This window comes from Burkholderia sp. BCC0397 (assembly GCF_902832865.1).
Lineage (GTDB): Bacteria > Pseudomonadota > Gammaproteobacteria > Burkholderiales > Burkholderiaceae > Burkholderia.
Genome location: NZ_CADFDL010000003.1, coordinates 547,846 through 566,957 on the forward strand (window position 1 = coordinate 547,846; position 19,112 = coordinate 566,957).

General features: G+C 67.6%; 22 protein-coding genes and 1 riboswitch. Of the genes, 7 read left to right on the top strand and 15 right to left on the bottom strand.

Going from position 1 to position 19,112, the window contains the following annotated elements; translation table 11 throughout:
• Positions 1-80: 80 nt before the first annotated feature.
• Genes fahA through HWX03_RS12680 form a run of 5 tightly spaced genes read right to left on the bottom strand, consistent with a single transcriptional unit; the run spans position 81 to position 6,010 of the window.
• Positions 81-1,385, bottom strand: coding sequence for a fumarylacetoacetase (gene fahA / locus HWX03_RS12660; RefSeq protein WP_175871456.1), 1,305 nt, complete (start codon positions 1,383-1,385; stop codon positions 81-83).
• Complete coding sequence (gene hmgA / locus HWX03_RS12665) at positions 1,382-2,716, bottom strand: homogentisate 1,2-dioxygenase (RefSeq protein ID WP_175871457.1); 1,335 nt, start codon at positions 2,714-2,716, stop codon at positions 1,382-1,384. Before hmgA ends, fahA begins: the two co-directional genes overlap by 4 nt.
• Positions 2,717-2,731: 15 nt before the next feature.
• Complete coding sequence (locus HWX03_RS12670) at positions 2,732-4,093, bottom strand: MFS transporter (protein WP_175871458.1); 1,362 nt, start codon at positions 4,091-4,093, stop codon at positions 2,732-2,734.
• A complete protein-coding gene (locus tag HWX03_RS12675; RefSeq protein WP_034206533.1) occupies positions 4,090-4,320 on the bottom strand; it encodes a DUF2783 domain-containing protein in 231 nt (76 codons plus the stop codon). Before HWX03_RS12675 ends, HWX03_RS12670 begins: the two co-directional genes overlap by 4 nt.
• 28 nt (positions 4,321-4,348) lie before the next feature.
• Positions 4,349-6,010 (bottom strand): FAD-dependent oxidoreductase, encoded by a 1,662-nt coding sequence (locus HWX03_RS12680; RefSeq protein ID WP_175871459.1) that lies wholly within the window; start codon positions 6,008-6,010, stop codon positions 4,349-4,351.
• 354 nt (positions 6,011-6,364) lie between these two features.
• Here HWX03_RS12680 and HWX03_RS12685 point away from each other — a divergent pair, with 354 nt between their 5' ends.
• The gene (locus HWX03_RS12685; RefSeq protein ID WP_175871460.1) at positions 6,365-7,168 is read left to right on the top strand and encodes an EAL domain-containing protein; all 804 of its coding nucleotides are present in this window, start codon (positions 6,365-6,367) and stop codon (positions 7,166-7,168) included.
• Positions 7,169-7,276: 108 nt separating this feature from the next.
• Here the strand turns inward: HWX03_RS12685 and HWX03_RS12690 are convergent, their stop codons facing one another.
• Entirely contained in the window at positions 7,277-7,687 is a 411-nt protein-coding gene (locus HWX03_RS12690) for a GFA family protein (RefSeq protein ID WP_175871461.1), read from the bottom strand.
• Positions 7,688-7,834: 147 nt separating this feature from the next.
• A complete protein-coding gene (locus HWX03_RS12695) occupies positions 7,835-8,626 on the bottom strand; it encodes an IclR family transcriptional regulator (RefSeq protein WP_174389434.1) in 792 nt (263 codons plus the stop codon).
• Positions 8,627-8,891: 265 nt separating this feature from the next.
• Between HWX03_RS12695 and HWX03_RS12700 the strand changes: the two genes are divergently transcribed.
• On the top strand, positions 8,892-10,079 hold the full coding sequence (locus HWX03_RS12700; protein ID WP_059779344.1) for an acyl-CoA dehydrogenase: 1,188 nt from the start codon (positions 8,892-8,894) through the stop codon (positions 10,077-10,079).
• A 126-nt stretch (positions 10,080-10,205) separates the two neighbouring features.
• Here HWX03_RS12700 and HWX03_RS12705 read toward each other — a convergent pair whose 3' ends face one another.
• On the bottom strand, positions 10,206-10,844 hold the full coding sequence (locus tag HWX03_RS12705; protein WP_006476788.1) for a peroxiredoxin: 639 nt from the start codon (positions 10,842-10,844) through the stop codon (positions 10,206-10,208).
• A gap of 317 nt (positions 10,845-11,161) precedes the next feature.
• On the opposite strand from HWX03_RS12705, the gene HWX03_RS12710 reads away from it, so the two are divergent.
• The 3 genes from HWX03_RS12710 to HWX03_RS12720 all read left to right on the top strand — a co-directional run bounded on the left by HWX03_RS12710 (position 11,162) and on the right by HWX03_RS12720 (position 12,460).
• A complete protein-coding gene (locus HWX03_RS12710) occupies positions 11,162-11,464 on the top strand; it encodes a YqjD family protein (RefSeq protein ID WP_006494044.1) in 303 nt (100 codons plus the stop codon).
• Between the two features lie 119 nt (positions 11,465-11,583).
• Positions 11,584-11,973 carry a phage holin family protein gene (locus HWX03_RS12715; RefSeq protein ID WP_175871462.1) on the top strand — a complete coding sequence of 130 codons (390 nt, stop codon included), beginning with the start codon at positions 11,584-11,586 and terminating at the stop codon, positions 11,971-11,973.
• Positions 11,974-12,016: 43 nt separating this feature from the next.
• Complete coding sequence (locus tag HWX03_RS12720) at positions 12,017-12,460, top strand: DUF3318 domain-containing protein (RefSeq protein WP_175820462.1); 444 nt, start codon at positions 12,017-12,019, stop codon at positions 12,458-12,460.
• 59 nt (positions 12,461-12,519) lie between these two features.
• Here the strand turns inward: HWX03_RS12720 and HWX03_RS12725 are convergent, their stop codons facing one another.
• The 7 genes from HWX03_RS12725 to glyA form a co-directional block, all read right to left on the bottom strand.
• On the bottom strand, positions 12,520-12,966 hold the full coding sequence (locus HWX03_RS12725) for a type IV pilin protein (RefSeq protein ID WP_175871463.1): 447 nt from the start codon (positions 12,964-12,966) through the stop codon (positions 12,520-12,522).
• A complete protein-coding gene (locus tag HWX03_RS12730) occupies positions 12,963-13,490 on the bottom strand; it encodes a hypothetical protein (protein WP_175871464.1) in 528 nt (175 codons plus the stop codon). The genes HWX03_RS12725 and HWX03_RS12730 overlap by 4 nt, the downstream gene beginning before the upstream one ends.
• A gap of 143 nt (positions 13,491-13,633) precedes the next feature.
• A complete protein-coding gene (locus tag HWX03_RS12735) occupies positions 13,634-14,467 on the bottom strand; it encodes a PilW family protein (protein WP_175871465.1) in 834 nt (277 codons plus the stop codon).
• On the bottom strand, positions 14,457-14,858 hold the full coding sequence (locus HWX03_RS12740) for a hypothetical protein (protein ID WP_175871620.1): 402 nt from the start codon (positions 14,856-14,858) through the stop codon (positions 14,457-14,459). Before HWX03_RS12740 ends, HWX03_RS12735 begins: the two co-directional genes overlap by 11 nt.
• A 5-nt stretch (positions 14,859-14,863) precedes the next feature.
• The gene (locus HWX03_RS12745; protein ID WP_175871466.1) at positions 14,864-15,427 is read right to left on the bottom strand and encodes a GspH/FimT family pseudopilin; all 564 of its coding nucleotides are present in this window, start codon (positions 15,425-15,427) and stop codon (positions 14,864-14,866) included.
• 153 nt (positions 15,428-15,580) lie between these two features.
• On the bottom strand, positions 15,581-16,060 hold the full coding sequence (nrdR, locus tag HWX03_RS12750) for a transcriptional regulator NrdR (RefSeq protein ID WP_050011738.1): 480 nt from the start codon (positions 16,058-16,060) through the stop codon (positions 15,581-15,583).
• A gap of 6 nt (positions 16,061-16,066) precedes the next feature.
• Positions 16,067-17,314 carry a serine hydroxymethyltransferase gene (gene glyA / locus HWX03_RS12755; protein WP_174431851.1) on the bottom strand — a complete coding sequence of 416 codons (1,248 nt, stop codon included), beginning with the start codon at positions 17,312-17,314 and terminating at the stop codon, positions 16,067-16,069.
• Positions 17,315-17,451: 137 nt separating this feature from the next.
• Positions 17,452-17,552: riboswitch (ZMP/ZTP riboswitch) on the bottom strand.
• A gap of 180 nt (positions 17,553-17,732) precedes the next feature.
• On the opposite strand from glyA, the gene HWX03_RS12760 reads away from it, so the two are divergent.
• Positions 17,733-18,479, top strand: coding sequence for an SDR family NAD(P)-dependent oxidoreductase (locus tag HWX03_RS12760; protein ID WP_175871467.1), 747 nt, complete (start codon positions 17,733-17,735; stop codon positions 18,477-18,479).
• Positions 18,480-18,578: 99 nt separating this feature from the next.
• Positions 18,579-19,064, top strand: a complete 486-nt coding sequence (ybgC, locus tag HWX03_RS12765; RefSeq protein ID WP_174431853.1) for a tol-pal system-associated acyl-CoA thioesterase — start codon at positions 18,579-18,581, stop codon at positions 19,062-19,064.
• The last annotated feature ends 48 nt before the right edge of the window (positions 19,065-19,112 follow it).

Below are 19,112 nucleotides of genomic sequence, written 5' to 3' on the forward strand. Positions count from 1 at the left end.
CGCAATGCGGGCCGCCCTGTCCTTCCGGACTACGCGTGATCTACGCGTGACCTACACGTGATGTTTCGCGCTGCGATCCGTCACGCACTCCGCGCCGGCAAAATCTTGCCCGCACACGTGCCGAAGCCAACGCGATAGCCGTCGCCCTGGCACCAGCCGGCGAGCGTCAGCTCGTCGCCGTCCTCGATGAACGTGCGGCTGCCGCCGCCGTTCAGCGCGACCGGCTCCTTGCCGTTCCACGTCAGCTCGAGCAGGCTGCCGAACGAATCCTTCGTCGGCCCGCTGATCGTGCCCGAGCCCATCAGGTCGCCCACGCGCGTGTTGCAGCCGGCGACCGTGTGATGCGCCAACTGCTGCGCCATCGTCCAGTACATGTGCTTGAAGTTGGTCCGGCAAATCGACGTCGTCTCGGCGGCACCCTCCGCGCGCAGCGTCACTTCGAGCGCGATGTCGAACGCATGCTTGCCCGCATGCTGCAGATACGCGAGCGGCTGCGGCGACTGTTCCGGCTGCGCGACGCGGAACGGTTCGAGCGCGTCGAGCGTGACGATCCACGGCGAGATCGTCGTCGCGAAGCCCTTCGAGTTGAACGGCCCGAGCGGCACGTATTCCCACTGCTGGATGTCGCGCGCGCTCCAGTCGTTCAGCAGCACCATCCCGAAGATATGCGCTTCCGCGTCCTCGCACGCGATCGGTTCGCCGAGCGCGTTGCCCTTGCCGACGATGAAGCCCGTTTCCAGTTCGATGTCGAGCTTGCGGCACGCGCCGAACACCGGGCGCTCCTGGTCGGGCAGCTTCAGTTGCCCGTTCGGGCGCCGCACCGGCGTGCCGCTCACGACCACCGACGACGCACGGCCGTTGTAGCCGATCGGCATCTCCGACCAGTTCGGCAGCAGCGCATTCTTCGGATCCCGGAACATCGAGCCGACGTTGGTCGCGTGCTCCTTCGACGAATAGAAATCGGTGTAGCCGGGAATGTCGACCGGCAAATGCAGCGTCGCGTCGCGCTGCGCGACGAGCACCTGCGCGCGCAGCGCCGCGTCGTCACGCAGCCGCGCGTTGTCGTGCGAAAACAGCGCCGACAGTTGCACGCGCACGCTGCGCCACGCGTCGCGACCGAGCGCGATGAACGCGTTGAGCGTCGGCGCGGCGAACGCATCGGCGCCGGCCGGCAGCGTCAGGAGGCCCGCACGCGCGAGCGCGGCGAGGTCGACGATCTGGTCGCCGAGCGCGACGCCCGCACGGCGCGCGCCCTGCTTCGCATCGCTGAAGATCCCGAACGGCAGGTTCTGGATCGGGAAATCGCAGGCGGGATCGTTCGCCGTGTCGAGCCAGCTCTTGCGGGCCGGGTCGAGCGCCGCGCGCCAGTCTTGGGTATCGCTCATCGTTGCTCCGGATTGAAGTGTTTCTTGATGCCTTGCCAGCATTCGAAGTAATCGGCCTGCAGCTGCGCGGTGTCGAGCGCGTAGCGCGTCGGCCGGATCAGCGTGCGGGTCTCGAACATGAACGCCATCGTCGCGTCGACCTTGTGCGGCTTCGTCGTGTCGCTCGCGGATGCCTTCTCGAACGTATCCGCATCGGGCCCGTGGCCCGACATGCAGTTGTGCAGGCTCGCGCCGCCCGGCACGAAGCCTTCGGCCTTCGCGTCGTACGCGCCGTGCACGAGCCCCATGAACTCGCTCGCGACGTTGCGGTGGAACCACGGCGGGCGGAACGTATCCTCGGCCGCGAGCCAGCGCGGCGGGAAGATCACGAAGTCGATCGTGTCGACGCCCGGCGTGTCGCTCTGCGCCTGCAGCACGAGGAAGATCGACGGATCCGGATGGTCGAAGCTGATCGAGCCGATCGTGTTGAACAGACGCAGGTCGTATTTGACCGGTGCGTAGTTGCCGTGCCACGCGACGACGTCGAGCGGCGAATGGCCGATGTCCGCGCGCCACAGGCGGCCGTTCAGCTTCGCGATCAACTCGAACGCGCCTTCGCGGTCTTCGTAGGCGGCCTGCGGCGTCAGGAAGTCGCGCGGGTTCGCGAGCCCGTTCGAGCCGATCGGGCCGAGATCCGGCAGGCGCAGCAGCGCGCCGAAGTTTTCGCAGATATAGCCGCGCGCGTCGCCGTCCGGCAGCGCGACGGCAAACCGCACACCGCGCGGGATCACCGCGATCTCGAACGGCTCGACGTCGAGCCGGCCGAATTCGGTCGCGATGAACAGGCGCCCCTGCTGCGGCACGATCAGCAGCTCGCCGTCCGCGCTATAGAAGAAGCGGTCCTGCATCGAGCAGTTCGCCGCGTACAGGTGGATCGCGCAGCCGTTCATCGCGGCGGCCGAGCCGTTGCCGGCCATCGTCACGAGGCCGTCGACGAAATCGGTCGGCTCGACCGGCATCGGGAGCGGATCCCAGCGCAACTGGTTCGGCGGCGTCGGCGGCACATCGGCCGAATCGCCGAATTCCGACACGAGCCGCTGCGGGCCCGCATACGGCTCGAACGGCCGGTGCACGGCAGCCGGGCGAATCCGGTACAGCCACGAGCGGCGGTTGTGGCCGCGCGGCGCGGTAAACGCGGTGCCCGACAGCTGCTCCGCGTACAGCCCGTACGGCGCACGCTGCGGCGAGTTGCGGCCGTGCGGCAGCGCGCCGGGCAGCGCCTCGGTCGCGAATTCGTTCGCGAAACCGCTCAGGTAGCCGGCGGTCGCCGGTTTCGACAGGTCAAGCGTCATCGTTTCCTTTCTCCATCAATTCAGGGCGGCGTTCGGCGCCTGCGCGCCGCTGCGCCGCGTCACACCGGCCAGGCCCAGCACGAACAGCGCCGAGCACAGCACGGGCACCGCGGCGGCATGGAACAGCGCGCCGTTGGCCCAGTTGAGCGCAATCAGTTGCCCGCCGACGAGCGGCCCGAGCACCGAGCCGATCCGGCCGATGCCGAGGCTCCAGCCGATGCCGGTCGAGCGCAGCGACGTCGGGTAATACTGGCCCGCGAGCGCGTTCACGGCCGGCTGTCCGCCGACCACGCAGAACCCGCCCGCGAACACGACGACCAGCAGCCACGGCAGCGCGTGCGCGACCGAGCCGATCAGCCCCACCGACACGGCGGCACAGGCGAAGCACGCGAACAGCACGCGCACGAAGCCGTAACGTTCGATGAACCAGCCGAGCGACAGCGTGCCGATCACGCCGCCCGTCTGCAGCACGGTGCCGACGATCACCGCCGTGCCCGGCGAATAACCCGCGTCGCGCATCACGGTCGGCAGCCAGTTCGACAGAAAGTACAGATCGATCAGGTTCATGAAGCTGATCGCCCACAGCAGCAGCGTGACCGGCAGGCGGCCATGGCGGAACAGCTCGGCGACCGGCGCGCCGCTCACGGCGCGCTCGCGCACGACGAGCCGCGTATTCGCATCGATGCCGGCTTCCGGCGCGAACCGCGCGAGCCAGTCGCGCGCCTGCGCGTCGCGCCCTTTCAGCACCAGGAACTGCAGCGACTCGGGCAGCCGCGCGAGCATCGCGATCGTCAGCACGAGCGGCACCGCGCCGCCGACGAAGAACACCGAGCGCCAGCCGAGCGCCGGAATCAGCGCCGCGCTGATGAAGCCGCCGAGCGCCGCGCCGAGCGTGAACCCGCACGACACGATCATCATCCGCTTCACGCGATGCGCGGCCGGGCTGAACTCGCCGACCAGCGCCATCGCGTTCGGCATGATGCAGCCGAGGCCGAGACCAGTAATGAAGCGCAACGCCATCAGCATGGGAATCGAGCCCGCGAACGGCGTCGCGAGCATCGTCACCGCGAAGAACAGCGTCGAGCCGATCAGCACCGGGCGCCGGCCGATCCGGTCGGCCAGCACCGACAGCCCGAGTGCACCGAGCAGCATCCCGAACAGGCTCGCGCTGAACACGGGCCCCAGCGCCTGCTTCGGCACGCCCCATTCGGCGATCACGCTCGGTGCGACGTAGCCCATCGCCTGCGCATCGAAACCGTCGATCACGAGGCACAGCCCGCACAGCATCAGCAGCATCCAGTGAAAACCCGGGCGATGGGTCTCGTCGATCACGCGCTCGACTTCGAGCACGCGTGCGTCGGCCGGCGCCGCGCTCATTGCGCGACCTCGGCGGCCGGATGCACGGGCGGCGTCACGCCCTGACGCGCGAGCGCCATCGCTTCGCGCAGCACGTCGGCGTCGCCGACCTGGTTCGCGAGCAACAGGATCAGCTTCGCGTTGACGAGCTGGCTGTCGGCGTCCGACAGGTCGCGATGCATGTCGATCAGCGCTTCGTAGAACGCGTCCGGATCGGCCAGGCGCGGGCGGGTATCGAGTGGGGGCATGACGGTGTCTCCGGTGTCTTTATCGTATTCAGCGTGCGCAGGTCGCGCGCGCCAGTGCGTCGGCGATCGCCTGACGGTCGAGCGTGCGCGTGCGTGCGCAGACGTGCTGGTCGGGACGCAGCAGGTAGAACGTGCCGGGCTGCGCGTCGTAGCGCCGCGCGGCGAGCCCGTCGACGTCCTCCACGACGTCGACGCCGGCCACCGGCTGCGCGTGCCCGGCCGGCACGACGAGCACCGGCCGTACTGGCAGCGCGAGACCGTCGACGGCCTGCGCCAGCGCGGCCGCGTCGCCCGGCAAGCCGAACAGCACGCCGGTGAAGCCGCCGCGCAGATGCTGCAGCAGCCAGCCCGACGCGCCCTGCACACGCACCGGCGCATCGGCCGCCGCCGCGCCCGGCCGCATCGCGCACGCGAAGGCGTCGCCGCCGCGGTCCGGCGTGTTCAGCGGCGAATCGGCCAGCACGGCCGGCACCGACAGGCGGCCGCTGTTCACCAGCTTGCGCGCGAACGCGCAGTCGCGCGCGAGCTTCAGCGTCGCATCGCGGAACACGCGCGACACCGCGCTCTTCGGCGTGATGAAGTCGGTCGAGCGCGTCGAGTTGCGGATGTTCTCGTCGGCCGCGAACTCGCGCTCGCTCGCATACGTATCGAGCAGGCTGTCGGCGGAACGACCGTCGAGCACCAGCTTCAGCTTCCATGCGAGGTTGTCCGCGTCCTGCACGCCGCTGTTCGCGCCGCGCGCGCCGAACGGCGACACGCCGTGCGCGGAATCGCCCGCGAACAGCACGCGGCCGTGACGGAACGTCTCCATCCGCTGGCAGCGGAACGTGTAGACGCTCACCCACTCGAGCTCGAACTCGACGTCCGGCCCGAGCAGCGCGCGCACGCGCGGGATCACGCGCTCCGGCTGCTTCTCGGCGACGGGGTCGGCATCCCAGCCGAGCTGGAAGTCGATGCGCCACACGTTGTCCGGCTGACGGTGCAGCAGCACCGACTGGTTGCGGTGAAACGGCGGATCGAACCAGAACCAGCGTTCGGTTGGAAACTCCGCCTTCATCTTCACGTCGGCGATCAGGAAGCGGTCCTTGAACGTGCGGCCGCGGCTTTCGAGGCCCATCGCCGCGCGCATCGGGCTGCGCGAGCCGTCGGCCGCGATCACGTACTGTGCGCGCAGCGTCGCGATGCCGTCCGGCGTCTCGATCGTCAGCACCGCGTGTTCGGCCGACTGTTCGACGCCCGTCACCTTGTGCTTCCAGCGGATGTCGATGTTCGGCAGCTCGAACGCGCGATCGGCCAGATAGCCTTCGACGTAGTACTGCTGCAGGTTGATGAACGCGGGCCGCGCATGCCCTTCCTCGGGCAGCAGGTCGAACGCGTAAAGCTGCTCGTCCTGCAGGAACACCTTGCCGACGTGCCAGCTCACGCCCTTGTCGACGAAGCGCTCGCCGCAGCCGAGCCGGTCGAAGATCTCGAGCGTGCGCTTCGCGAAGCAGATCGCGCGCGAGCCGGTCGACAGCGTGTCGTCGTCGTCGAGCAGCACGACCGGCACGCCCTGCTGCGCGAGGTCGATCGCGGCCGCGAGGCCCACCGGGCCTGCGCCGACGACGATCACCGGGTGGACGGCCGCATCGTGCGCGCGGGCGCGGTACTCGAACTTCAGCGTCTGGTAATCGATGCTCATGGTCGCCATCCGCTCCTCAACCCCGCCGTGCGCGCACCGCCGCGCCCGTCGTCCCGTCCGTCTCCTGCCGGCGCGCCTGCCCGCCTGTCCTGTCAACCGCCACGTCTCGCTCCTTGCTTCCTGTTGATTCGTGAACGGCGCCGTTTCGCGGCGCCCGCCTGCCGCATTTCTTGATCGGCGACAAATCCTTGGATTTACGAATAGTAAAACCAATTACGAATAGTGAAATCAACGTAAACCCTAGGTGTTCGCTCGGGGACGGGATAACCATATGAGTGAAACGCCGAGCCGAGCGCTGCGCGCGCTGCTAATATCAAGTCAACGAGGCGGCCCTTTCGGCCGCCATTTTTCCTTCTCACGCCGATGATTCCGCCTACCATCCCCGAGCTGGTCACCCGTGCCGGGCAATTGCCGTATCTGCGGGAGCACCTCACGCTTGCCGAAGGCGGCACCGCGTGCGCGAATCTGCCCGAGCGCACGCTCGCCAGCGCGTACGAGCCGATCTACGACGTGACGATGCCCGGCGCGCCGCAATCGACGTCGTTCGCCGATGCGATCGAGCGCTACGGCGACGAGCTCGGCTTCCAGGCCGTCACCCTCGTCACGGGCACGCAGCACGATCCGGTCGACGCGGCCGTCGACGACCAGACGCTGGTCGCGATCGACCGCCTGTCACGCGCGCTGCACGCGATCAATTTCTTCGGGGCGCAGCGCCACGGGCTGCTGTTCCTGCGCGTGCACGAGCGGCTGCTCAAGAGCGTGAAGTACGACCACGGCAAGCATTTCTCGTCGGTGCTGCAGCGCTTCGGGCTGCCGCCCGAGCGGATCGTGATCGAGCTGCCGGCGGTCGCGGTCGCCCACAAGACGTTCCTCGGCTACCTGACGCGCAGCTACCAGCATCACGGCTTCAAGGTTGCGGACAAGCTGCCCGACCCGGGCCGCATCCTCGCGGTCGAATCGGAAATGGCGCGCCCCGACTACATCAAGATGGATGCGGACATCGCGTTGCGCGACGGGATGGTCAAGGCGCTCGTCGCCTATGCGCAGCGCGTGCGGATTCCGCTGATCTTCGACGGCGTCGTCGACGAGACGCAGTGCGAGCTACTGCGCCAGCACGACGTGCGGTTCATGCAGGGGCCGGTGTTTGCGAAGGTCGTGACGGCCTGAGCGATTGGCGGGGAAGGCGCGCAGGGAGCGGCGCGCCGGAGGTCGGGCGGACGTCGTGATGTTTGGGGGATGGGGCCGCCTCGCGCGACCCAGGCCGATGGTTACCGCCTACGCCCTTCCGCCATCGTCGTACTTGGGCAGATCGTCGCCGATCTCGACACCCGGGAAACGATCCCGATACCAGACGTGCCATGCCGGACGCAGCCGCGATGGTTCGTCGAGCGTCGCATAATTGATCTCGACCGTCTGCGGCGCGTCGGAGAGCCGGTATTCGAGCTGCGCGCCGCAACGGCCGCAGAAGCGCCGCTCGCCCCACGCGCTCGATGCGTAGACGGTCGGTTCGCCCTGCAGGTATTCGAATGCGCCGATCGGCACCGATGCCGACGCAACAACCGCCGCGCCGGTCGTGCGCTGGCAGAGCCGGCAGTGGCAGAAGCCGGCATCGGTAGGGACGTCGGCGATACGGTAGCGGATCGCGCCGCACGCGCATCCGCCTTCCATCGGTTCGGGGTGCGCCATGGCAAACCTCGTCGTCGGGAAGCAGGCGAACGATGATGAGCGCGGTTCGTCCGTCGCGCAATACGCAACGGCGCCGCGCCGCCTCCGCTTCCACACCCGGCACGAACGAACCGGTTGCCGCGCGACGACAACATCCGCGCTCGTTGCTCAGACCGTCTGCCCGAGCCGCTGCGCGAGCGCCTTCAGTTGCGGCCCGACCTGCGTGCGAAACACGCCCTCGTCCATCGACGACGCGGGGCCGCTGCAGCTCAGGATTAGCCAGCGCCCCTCGCGCGGCTCGCGAAACGGCACGGCCGCCGCGTTCACGTCCATGTGCCACGCGCGGAACGAATAGCAGCAACCGCCCGTCGAGAACTCGGCCACCGCGTGCTGCGCGGCGGCGACGAGCGCATCGGCGTCGGCCGCGCCGCCCGCCGCGCGGTGCAGCTCGGCATAGAGCGCGCGGCGCACGTCCTCCGGCTGCACGGCCAGGTACGCGCGCCCCATCGAGCTCGTCAGCATCGACAGCCGCGAACCGGGCGCGAGCCCGAGCGTCAACGCGGTCTCGCTGCGGATCGTCTCCAGGTAGATCATGTCGAGCCCGTCGCGGCAGCCGAGCGACACGGCCGCGCCGATCTCGCGCGCAAGCGCCTGCATGTGCGGCCGCGCGAGATCGATCGTCCCCGAGCCCGACAGCAGCGCGTAGCCGAGCGACAGCACGCCGGCGTCCAGCGCATACTTTCCGAGCGTCTCGTCGTAGCGCAGATAGCCGAGCACCGTCAGCGTATAGGCGAGCCGGTTCACCGTCGCCTTCGGCAGGCCCGTGCGTTCCGCGAAATCGCGATTGCCCAGCATCGTCTCGCCGGGCCGGAAGGCGCGCAGCAGGTCGAGCCCGCGCGCGAGCGCGACGACGAACTTGCGCTCGTCGATCGTGGTGTCGTCGATGGTTGAAAGTGTCATCCGGTGCTACACTGGGTTCGATTTGCAAAACATTGTTCCGCAGAGCGGAACGCAAGTCAAGCGAACTTCAGGCATCAGCCCGGAGCAAGCGCTGAAGCGCGGCCTCTGCCCGACCGAAAGGCACGGGTGTGGAGTCAGCGCCGAGGCGCGCACTCCGACCGACCGTAAAGCATGGGGCCCAGCAAGCGCTAACTCGGGCCGACCGCGAAGCATGGGACCAGAGTAAGCGCTGAAGCGCCAACTCTGACCGACAGGAGATGAGACGATGAGTGCTGCAACTTTTCATTGGGACGATCCGCTGCTGCTCGACCAGCAACTGACCGAAGAAGAGCGAATGGTCCGCGATGCCGCGCAGGCGTACGCACAGGACAAGCTCGCGCCGCGCGTCACCGAAGCGTTCCGCCACGAACGCACCGACGCGGCCATCTTTCGCGAGATGGGCGAGGTCGGCCTGCTCGGCCCGACGATTCCCGAGGAATACGGCGGCCCCGGCCTCAACTACGTGAGCTACGGGCTGATCGCGCGCGAAGTCGAGCGCGTCGATTCGGGCTACCGGTCGATGATGTCCGTGCAGTCGTCGCTCGTGATGGTGCCGATCCACGAATTCGGCTCCGACGCGCAGAAGCAGAAATATCTGCCGAAGCTCGCGACCGGCGAATGGATCGGCTGCTTCGGCCTGACCGAGCCGAATCACGGCTCCGATCCGGGCAGCATGGTCACGCGCGCGAAGAAGGTGCCGGGCGGCTACTCGCTGTCCGGCGCGAAGATGTGGATCACCAACTCGCCGATCGCCGACGTGTTCGTCGTGTGGGCGAAGCTGGAAGAGAACGGCAAGGACGCGATCCGCGGCTTCATCCTCGAAAAGGGCTGGAAGGGCCTGTCAGCGCCGGCGATCCACGGCAAGGTCGGGCTGCGCGCATCGATCACCGGCGAGATCGTCCTCGACGAGGTGTTCGTGCCCGAAGAGAACCTGATGCCGAACGTGAGCGGCCTGCGCGGCCCGTTCACCTGCCTGAACTCGGCGCGCTACGGGATCGCGTGGGGCGCGCTCGGCGCCGCCGAGTCCTGCTGGCACACCGCGCGCCAGTACGTGCTCGACCGCCAGCAGTTCGGCCGGCCGCTCGCCGCGAACCAGTTGATCCAGAAGAAGCTCGCCGACATGCAGACCGAAATCACGCTCGGCCTGCAGGGCGTGCTGCGCCTCGGCCGGATGAAGGACGAAGGCACGGCCGCCGTCGAGATCACGTCGATCATGAAGCGCAATTCGTGCGGCAAGGCGCTCGACATCGCCCGCCTCGCGCGCGACATGCTCGGCGGCAACGGCATCTCCGACGAATTCGGCGTCGCGCGCCACCTCGTGAACCTCGAAGTGGTCAACACGTACGAAGGCACGCACGACATCCACGCGCTGATCCTCGGCCGCGCGCAGACGGGCATCCAGGCATTCTTCTGATGATCCGGCCATGACGCACGCGGCAGCGATGCCGCGCAAGCGCCCGCCGCCAGGTAAAAGGCCCGCCCGGCATCGCTGCCGGACGGGCCTTTTTTCACCGGAGCCGCGGCTCCGCGCCGCCGATGCTTACTTGTTCGGCTGCGGCGTCAGGCGCAGATACGGACGCACCGCATTGAAGCCCTTCGGGAAGCGCTTCTTCAGCTCTTCGGGATCCTGCAGCGACGGCACGATCACGACGTCGTCGCCGTCCTTCCAGTTGCCGGGCGTCGCGACCTTGTAATTGTCGGTCAGTTGCAGCGAATCGATCACGCGCAGCACTTCGTCGAAGTTGCGCCCCGTGCTGGCCGGATAGGTGATCGTGAGCCGCACCTTCTTGTTCGGGTCGATCACGAACAGCGAACGCACCGTCAGCGTTTCGTTCGCGTTCGGGTGAATCATGTCGTACAGCTGCGACACCTTGCGGTCCGCGTCGGCGATGATCGGGAAGCCCACGACCGTCGACTGCGTTTCGTTGATGTCGTTGATCCAGCCCTTGTGCGATTCGACGCCGTCGACCGACAGCGCGATCACCTTCACGTTGCGTTTCTCGAATTCGCCCTTCAGCTTCGAGGTCAGCCCAAGTTCGGTCGTGCACACCGGCGTGTAGTCGGCCGGATGGGAGAACAGCACGCCCCAGCTGTTGCCGAGCCACTCGTGAAACTTGATGGTGCCCAGGCTCGATTCCTGCTCGAAATCCGGTGCGATGTCACCAAGACGCAGACTCATGATGTTCCCTCCTCGAACGATGCTGGTTGAAACCGCGCGCCGGACAGCGCGGGGCAGTCCATCAGCTTACGGGAAGCAATGGGTCGTGCGAACGATTATTCCGTTTGATATTCATACTTTTTTGTCATTTTTACCCGGCATCGTGACAGGACGGAGGGCTGCAGGGGAAACTTTTCAATCCTTTGCCGCTCTGTTCATGATTACAAGTCGTTTACCATGCAACCTTGCACTGCCGCCGTGTTTCTTCCCGGCTCGCCAGCAGGCAGGGGTTTCGCTACGATGTGAACCTGCAGCATGACAGCACGAAGGGAGTTGCAATGTCGGAAATCAACAAGGAGAAACTGATGTCGGATATCAAAACCGTTCTCTCGGACGCCGAAGACCTGCTCAAGCAAGCGGCGAGCAGCACGGGCGACCGTGCGGCCGAACTGCGCGAGAAGGCCATGTCTCGCCTGAAGCAGGCCAAGGAAAAGGCGGCCGACGTCCAGGTCGTCGTGGTCGAGAAAGGCAAGAAGGCCGCGCGCGCGACCGACGACTACGTGCACGAGCATCCGTGGACGTCGATCGGCGTGGCCGCCGGCGTAGGCGTGCTGATCGGCCTGCTGATCAACCGCAAGTAACGCGCTTGGCGCCGTTTCGTCCCGCAGGCCGCGTCGCGCGGCCTGCGGGCGTCGAAGCCAGCCGGCCTGCGCCGGCGGCTTTGTCCTAGCTGCTTACTGCACGCGCAAGCATCTCATCCATGACGACAGACACCCCCTCGCAGCCGTCCGGTCAAGGACCGCTGCGCCGCCTCGTCGACTCCGCCATCGGCCTTCTGCAGACGCGCCTCGAACTGGTGGGCATCGAGCTTGCCGAGGAGAAGGAGCGCCTGATGGGCGTGCTGTTCCTCGGACTCGCCGCGATGATGCTCGCGACGATGGCACTCATCAGCCTGACCGTGCTGATCGCGATCGCGTTCTGGGATACCTATCGCTGGCAGGCGCTCGCCGCGATCACCGCGCTGTATGCCGTTGGCGGCATCGTATGCGCGCTGAAGGCGCGCTCGGGCCTGCGCGACGCGCCGACCGTGTTCGAGGCGACGCTCGCCGAACTCGAGAAAGACCGCGACCTGTTCCGCGGCAAGCCGTGAACGCCCTCGCGCTCATCCCTCCCACCTACTTCGCCGACGCGCCATGAGCCAGAACATCACGGGCAATCCATCCCGCTCCCATTCGTCGCGATCGAACTGGAGCGCGTCGCAGCACCGCGCGCTCCGCAAGGAATTGCTGATCCTGCGATCCGAAGTCGAGCGGCTCGAACTCGCGGAAGCCGCCGCCGAAATGCGCCATGCCGTCACGCGCTTCAGTTGGCTCAAGGTGTTCATCCCCGGCCTGTCCTCCCACAGGTTCGGCCAGTCGGCCAAGAACCTGAACGCAAGCCTCGGCCAGCTCGTCAACCAGTATCCGATGCTGAGTTCGCTCGCGTCGCTCGTGCTGGCGAAACCCATTCGCTCGCTGCTGCGCGCGAGTGCGGGCCCCGCGTTGAAGTGGGGCACGCTCGGCTTCGCCGCATGGGAGGTCTACCGGATCTGGAAGCAGTCCCGCGACGAGCGCGGGCTCGACGCACACGACGACTGACCGTCGGCATCCCGCGCGCACGGCCATGGGCCGCTGCGCGCCCTCCTTGCGTTGCAAGCTCAGCGCACACCCCAACAGACAGCGCCCGGCTCGTCGGCGCCATCGCTTCCTGCATTGCCTTTCGTCCCGTCCGAGCGCAGCGTGAACGTGCCGCATGCATCGTCGCGCATCGGACCGGTGTCGAGCGGCGTCGCCGCCAGCTCATAGCTCACCGGTGAATCGTCACCGTCCGGCCGCCCGAGCGTCAACCGATACACGGCATGCCCGTCCGGCGGCGCGTGCGCGAGCGCGTCCGGCAATGCCGCAGGCGGCGCACCGTCCAGCGTTTCAAGATATTGGGCCGCACGGTACAGCGCGGACACCGCCGACGCACGGTGAACACGCACGACATGCTCGCGATACGACGGGATACCCCACCCGGCCAGCACCGCGACGATCGCGAGCACGATCATCAGCTCGATCAGCGTAAATCCGGCCGCTCGGCACATGGGCACGCGGCCGTTCATCGAAGCACCGCCGCGACACGACGCCAGCGCAGCACGACGATATGGCCGTCGCGTATCGCGACCTGGTGTTGCAGCCACACGGCGCTCGACGCATGCGCGCCGACGCCACGCGCGGTGACCAGGTAAGCGCGGTCGCCGGGCTGCCCTGCCGGACGCCGCCACGCCTCGATCAGGCATCGCGGCGGTTGCGCGGCCGTCGGCCAACCGGCGAATGGCGCGAACGCTTCGGTGGTCGCCAGCGGCGGCATGCGCCGCCATGCGTCAGGCTCCGCGTGCGATTCGCTTTCGTTCAGATACGGCGCCGAACCGCGCAGCAATCGCCGGGTGCACGCGGCAAGCGCGGCATCGGCCGCGTGGAATGCGATCAGCCGATCCGACAATGCGCGGGTGCGGCGCGACTCCGTCAATGCGGCGTCGAACCATGTGCCGGTCAGTGCCGCGATCGCTGCGCCGACCGCGATCACCGCGGGCAACGCAAGGCCCGCATCGCGACGCCAGCCGCGGCGGGTTGAGCGCAAACGCATAGGCGGCTCGCGCGCGCTCGCCGCCGAAACGCCGGCGCATGCTGTCAGCTGCCGGTCGCCGCCGCTCGCGACGATGCGCTCATGCGCGCGGCCTGCGTCAACGCATCGCGAGATGTCGTCCCGCGCGTACGGCGCTGCTCCGCTCATCTCACCACCTCGCTTGCCCGAGTTGCATCCTGCAACGCAGCGTCGGATGCGAGCGCGACGTTCCGCAACGCGACGATGCGATCGAGCGTCAAACGTGCGCGGCCGTCCGGTGCAACGGCGACGCGCCCGTCGCAGTCGACATGCCGCGTCAGCCCGCGCATCGGCTCGCCGCGCGCCCGCACGCAGACATGCACGGCCACGACCGCGCGCCAGTCGTCGGCACGCATCGCATCGGCGTCGACGAACTGCGTGGCGCCGCGACGCAAATAACGCATGCGCAACTGATCGATCCCCGCCACGACGGGCTGCGGCGTGCCCGGCCGGCCGCTTCCCTCGCAATACAGTTCGGGCTCGCCCGTCGACGGGCTGACATGCGCATCGAAGCGATTCTCCACCGGCGCAGGTTCGCCCGGCTCGCCGACACCCTGCCCGAGGCAATCCGATGCTTGGCCGCTCACCGTCGTCCACGTCGATACGGCATCGCCGACATATCGGACCAGCAACGCGTCGGACGACAAACGCGCAGGCTCGCAGCGCACCTGTGCGCCGCTACCGCGCACGCGCGCCGTCGAACACCCGAACACCGGCGGCAACGACGATGCCGCTTCGGCATCGAGCGGCCGGAATCCCGCCATCTGGATCTGCTGACCGATCAGCATCAGCGCGGTAGCGGCCGCGTCGCGCATCCTGAACCCGTCTTCCGCGCGACGCTGCGCAATGCGCTGCGCGTGGTACAGCGCACCGGCCGCCGCGAGCACGAGGAGCCCGACGGTCATCGCAATCAGCACTTCGAGCAGCGTATGCCCACGCGTACCGCGATCAGCGTTCATCGCCTGCCCTGTCCCGAAACGGCATCCGGACACACGATGGCGGCTGCGTCGACGCCCCCACCACATCACAGCGCAGCGGCGCGCCCCCATTGCCGCCACGCCAGCGGACAACCGCGTAGCGGACGCCGCCCGGCCCACCATCGAGCGTCATCGCGCCACCCGGCAACGATACAGCCGCGAGCGCCGCGAGGCCGTCATCGGCCGCCGCGGCGGCATGCAGACGCTCGATACGCGCGTCGGCCAGCCACAGCGCGCGTTCGCGCCAGATCGTCGCGCGCTGCGCACGTGCCATCGCGAGCTGGCTGCCGACCACTGCCAGCATCACGGTGGCGAGCAGCGCGATGGCCAGCGTCGCCTCGATCAACGACGTACCGCGCATGGCATGGCGCATGGCGATCACGCCGCGTCGCAGCGGCCGGCGACCATCCGCGCGCGGCCGCCTGCCGCAATCCGCACGCAACGCGATGTGCGCGCGTCGTCGGCGCCGGGCACGCTGCGCCGCGGACGCAATTCGAAACGCCGGATTCCGCCGATCGATTGACCGACCGGCGGTGCGAACGCCAACTCATGCGCGGCGCCCGCGACGACCACTTCGGCATCGCGCGGGTAGCGTCGCAGCACGCGCGACTGCCCGTCGACCTGCCCGCTGACGATCCAGTCGCACGACCATTCGGCCGGATCGCAGCGCTCACCGGCACGCAGACAGGCGCCGTCGCGTCCGGCGCGGCACAGCGTGACGCGCGCGCCGAGACGCGTTGCCTCGGCACGCGCAAACGACAGCGCACCGAGCAGCGCGCGCGAGCGGGCATCCACGCGTTCGCGCATGCGCCACTGGTCGAACGTGGGCACCGCATAGAGCGCGAGCCCCGCCGCCAGCGACATGGCGACCATCAGCTCGACGAGCGTGAATCCGCCCGGTCGTTGCACCACATTCTTCAAGGATTGAGCGCCCCGTTCCATCGCAATCGTCCTCCGTCACGGTGATGCGACGACTGTAGCGACGTGTGCGGACGCGCGCCATTTGCCGAACGGCCGACTGGCGACATGCGATCGCAGCCGACACAATCGGCGCGAATCGAACCAACGGAGCAGACGATGAACGAACGCAGCGCGTCAGCGCTTACGTGGGGTCTTGGCGGGAGAGGCGCGACGGAATTCTTCGATCACGTCGGCAAATTCGGAAACGTCCTCGAACTGGCGATACACCGATGCGAAGCGGACATAGGCAATCGTATCGAGGCCGCGCAACTCGTTCATCACGAGTTCGCCCAGCTTCTCGCTACGCACTTCACGCTCGCCAGTCGCGAGCAGTTGATATTCGATGCGGGCGACCGCCGCGTCGATCGCGTCGGCGGCAACCGGCCGCTTGCGCAGCGCGAGTTGCATGCTGGCGACGATCTTGCGACGGTCGAATTCCGTGCGGCTGCCGTCCTTCTTCACGACGAACGGCAGGGACAACTCGACCCGCTCGTACGTCGTGAAGCGCTTGTCGCAAGCCGAGCAGCGACGGCGCCGCCGAATCGCGGCGCCATCTTCGGACACGCGCGAGTCGACGACCTGCGTGTCGTCATGCCGGCAGAACGGGCAGCGCATCGGCGATCAGCGGTAGACCGGGAAACGCTTGGTCAGCTCGGCGACCTGCACGCGCACGCGCTCGATCGTCGCTGCGTCTTCCGGGTTCTCCAGCACGTCGGCAATCAGGTTGCCCACCTGCTCGGCTTCCGCCGGCCCGAAACCGCGCGTCGTCATCGCCGGCGAACCGAGGCGCACGCCGCTCGTCACGAACGGCTTTTCCGGGTCGTTCGGGATCGCGTTCTTGTTCACCGTGATGTGCGCCGCGCCGAGCGCCGCTTCCGCTGCCTTGCCCGTGATGTTCTTCGCGCGCAGGTCGACCAGCATCACGTGGCTTTCCGTGCGGCCCGACACGATCCGCAGCCCGCGCTTGACCAGCGTTTCGGCCAGCACGCGTGCGTTCTCGACGACCTTCTGCTGATATTCCTTGAACTCCGGCGACAGCGCTTCCTTGAACGCCACTGCCTTCGCCGCGATCACGTGCATCAGCGGGCCGCCCTGGATCCCCGGGAAGATCGCCGAGTTGATCGGCTTCTCGTACTCGGCCTTCATCAGGATCACGCCGCCGCGCGGGCCGCGCAGGCTCTTGTGCGTCGTCGTCGTCACGAAATCCGCGTGCGGCACCGGGTTCGGGTACACGCCCGCCGCGATCAGGCCCGCGTAGTGCGCCATGTCGACCATCAGGTACGCGCCCACCGACTTCGCGATCTTCGCCAGACGCTCGAAATCGATCTTCAGCGCGAACGCCGACGCGCCCGCGACGATCAGCTTCGGCTTGTGTTCCTGCGCGAGCTGCTCGGCCGCGTCGTAGTCGATGTCTTCGTTTTCGTTCAGGCCGTAGCTCACCACGTTGAACCACTTGCCCGACATGTTCACCGGCGAGCCGTGCGTCAGGTGGCCGCCGTGCGCGAGGCTCATGCCCATGATCGTGTCGCCCGGCTTGAGCATCGCGAAGAACACGCCCTGGTTCGCCTGCGAACCCGAGTTCGGCTGCACGTTCGCGGCTTCCGCGCCGAACAGCTGCTTCACACGGTCGATCGCCAGTTGCTCGACCACGTCGACGTACTCGCAGCCGCCGTAGTAGCGCTTGCCCGGATACCCTTCCGCGTACTTGTTCGTGAGCTGCGAACCCTGCGCGGCCATCACGGCCGGGCTCGTGTAGTTTTCCGACGCGATCAGCTCGATGTGATCTTCCTGGCGGCGGTTTTCCTGCTCGATCGCTGCAAAGATTTCGGGATCGACGTTCGCGATGGTGCTTTGGGCTCTGTCAAACATACGGTTTCCGTTAAGTGTGTACAGGTTGACCGGAGTGGCCAAGTACGGTGCGCTGCTGGCGAGACCAGCTCGACGTGGCGGAAGAATCCGTATGACGCGAGGCAGGACAGCCACCAGCGATGCACGCGACGGCGCACAACGGCTGCCCAGGCGAACGGCAAAAACGGCGCCCCGCGCTTCACGGTGGGATGCTCCACCTTGAACCCGAAGGGTTCTATCGCCAGTCACGCAGGGGTGATGAGCGCATTAGTGTATTGGATGCGTCATGAATAGGCAACCGCACGGCAGTGCGCCCGAATCAATGGGGGCCAGATTCTACGCGCCCGTGCCGAAACGCTTTGCCGCCTTGCCGCGGTGCGGCATTCTCAGTAGGCTTGCGGGATTCCACCCGCTATTACGTTACCGACCAGGAGCAGCAATGATCGTGTTCGTCACAGGCGCGTCCGCCGGCTTCGGCGCCGCCATCTCCCGTGCCTTCGTCAAGGGCGGCCATCGCGTCGTCGCCACCGCACGCCGCAAGGATCGTCTCGATGCGCTCGCGGCCGAACTCGGCGACGCGCTGCTGCCGTTCGAGCTCGACGTGCGCGACCGCGCGGCCGTCGAAGCCGTGCCGGCCGCCCTTCCCGCCGAATTCGCCGCGCTCGACGTGCTCGTCAACAACGCCGGTCTCGCACTCGGCGTCGAGCCTGCCCACAAGGCGAGCCTCGACGAATGGCGGACGATGATCGACACGAACTGCGCGGGCCTCGTCACCGTCACGCACGCGCTGCTGCCCGGCATGGTCGAGCGCGGTCGCGGCCATATCTTCAATATCGGTTCGGTTGCGGGTTCGTACCCTTATGCGGGCGGGAACGTCTACGGCGCGACGAAGGCTTTCGTCAGGCAATTCAGCCTGAACCTGCGCGCCGACCTGCTCGGTACGCCGTTGCGCGTCACCGACATCGAGCCGGGCCTGTGCGGCGGCACCGAGTTCTCGAACGTCCGCTATCGCGGCGACGACGCGAAGGCGGCGAACGTCTACAACAATGTGCAGCCGCTGATGCCCGAGGACATCGCCGATACGATCTACTGGATCGCGACGCGCCCGGCGTACGTCAACGTCAACACGATCGAGCTGATGCCGGTCGCGCAGGCGCCCGGCGGCCCGACCGTCCACCGCGGCTGAAGCCTCGCGGGCCCGGCCCCCGGCCGGCCCGCGGTATGCTACGGCGCACTACATTCCGTTACGAATCGGTTACGAATCCGGTCTTTGCCTTCCGGTAGAATGCGCGCCATGACTCAGCCTACCCGCTCCCCGGAAGCGCCGTCCGGCTTTACCTGGCCGGTGCGCGTGTACTACGAGGATACCGATGCAGGCGGCATCGTCTTCTATGCCAACTACCTGAAGTTCTTCGAGCGCGCCCGCACCGAGTGGCTTCGCGCATGCGGCGTCGACCAGCGTCGGCTCGCCGACGATACCGGTGCGATCTTCATCGTGCGCAGCACGTCGCTCGACTACCGCGCGCCGGCGCGACTCGACGACACGCTGACGATCACGAACCGGCCCGGACGCATCGGCCGCGCGTCGGTGGAATTCACGCAGGAAGCCTGGTGTGGCGACACGCTGCTCGTGGCCGGGCACATCCGCCTCGGCTGCGTCGACCGTCACGGCATTCGGCCCGCGGCCATCCCGCCGGCCGTGCTCGACGCGCTGCACCGCGGGCCCGTCATCGACGCCGGGCAACCTGATTTGTCAACGAAGCTCGCATGAGCACCGTTTAGACAAAGCCTATGAACTTGCCGTTCTGATTCGATACTA

Coding starts and splice junctions, on each gene's coding strand:
- HWX03_RS12685 (WP_175871460.1), top strand. CDS start 6,365: ATGATTCCGCCTACCATCCCCGAGCTGGTCACCCGTGCCGGGCAATTG.
- HWX03_RS12675 (WP_034206533.1), bottom strand. CDS start 4,320: ATGCCCCCACTCGATACCCGCCCGCGCCTGGCCGATCCGGACGCGTTC.
- fahA (WP_175871456.1), bottom strand. CDS start 1,385: ATGAGCGATACCCAAGACTGGCGCGCGGCGCTCGACCCGGCCCGCAAG.
- HWX03_RS12715 (WP_175871462.1), top strand. CDS start 11,584: ATGACGACAGACACCCCCTCGCAGCCGTCCGGTCAAGGACCGCTGCGC.
- HWX03_RS12760 (WP_175871467.1), top strand. CDS start 17,733: ATGATCGTGTTCGTCACAGGCGCGTCCGCCGGCTTCGGCGCCGCCATC.
- HWX03_RS12670 (WP_175871458.1), bottom strand. CDS start 4,093: ATGAGCGCGGCGCCGGCCGACGCACGCGTGCTCGAAGTCGAGCGCGTG.
- HWX03_RS12720 (WP_175820462.1), top strand. CDS start 12,017: ATGAGCCAGAACATCACGGGCAATCCATCCCGCTCCCATTCGTCGCGA.
- HWX03_RS12690 (WP_175871461.1), bottom strand. CDS start 7,687: ATGGCGCACCCCGAACCGATGGAAGGCGGATGCGCGTGCGGCGCGATC.
- HWX03_RS12730 (WP_175871464.1), bottom strand. CDS start 13,490: ATGCGTTTGCGCTCAACCCGCCGCGGCTGGCGTCGCGATGCGGGCCTT.
- nrdR (WP_050011738.1), bottom strand. CDS start 16,060: ATGCGCTGCCCGTTCTGCCGGCATGACGACACGCAGGTCGTCGACTCG.
- HWX03_RS12700 (WP_059779344.1), top strand. CDS start 8,892: ATGAGTGCTGCAACTTTTCATTGGGACGATCCGCTGCTGCTCGACCAG.
- ybgC (WP_174431853.1), top strand. CDS start 18,579: ATGCGCGCCATGACTCAGCCTACCCGCTCCCCGGAAGCGCCGTCCGGC.
- HWX03_RS12695 (WP_174389434.1), bottom strand. CDS start 8,626: ATGACACTTTCAACCATCGACGACACCACGATCGACGAGCGCAAGTTC.
- HWX03_RS12680 (WP_175871459.1), bottom strand. CDS start 6,010: ATGGCGACCATGAGCATCGATTACCAGACGCTGAAGTTCGAGTACCGC.
- HWX03_RS12745 (WP_175871466.1), bottom strand. CDS start 15,427: ATGGAACGGGGCGCTCAATCCTTGAAGAATGTGGTGCAACGACCGGGC.
- HWX03_RS12735 (WP_175871465.1), bottom strand. CDS start 14,467: ATGAACGCTGATCGCGGTACGCGTGGGCATACGCTGCTCGAAGTGCTG.
- hmgA (WP_175871457.1), bottom strand. CDS start 2,716: ATGACGCTTGACCTGTCGAAACCGGCGACCGCCGGCTACCTGAGCGGT.
- HWX03_RS12705 (WP_006476788.1), bottom strand. CDS start 10,844: ATGAGTCTGCGTCTTGGTGACATCGCACCGGATTTCGAGCAGGAATCG.
- HWX03_RS12710 (WP_006494044.1), top strand. CDS start 11,162: ATGTCGGAAATCAACAAGGAGAAACTGATGTCGGATATCAAAACCGTT.
- HWX03_RS12740 (WP_175871620.1), bottom strand. CDS start 14,858: ATGCGCCATGCCATGCGCGGTACGTCGTTGATCGAGGCGACGCTGGCC.
- HWX03_RS12725 (WP_175871463.1), bottom strand. CDS start 12,966: ATGAACGGCCGCGTGCCCATGTGCCGAGCGGCCGGATTTACGCTGATC.
- glyA (WP_174431851.1), bottom strand. CDS start 17,314: ATGTTTGACAGAGCCCAAAGCACCATCGCGAACGTCGATCCCGAAATC.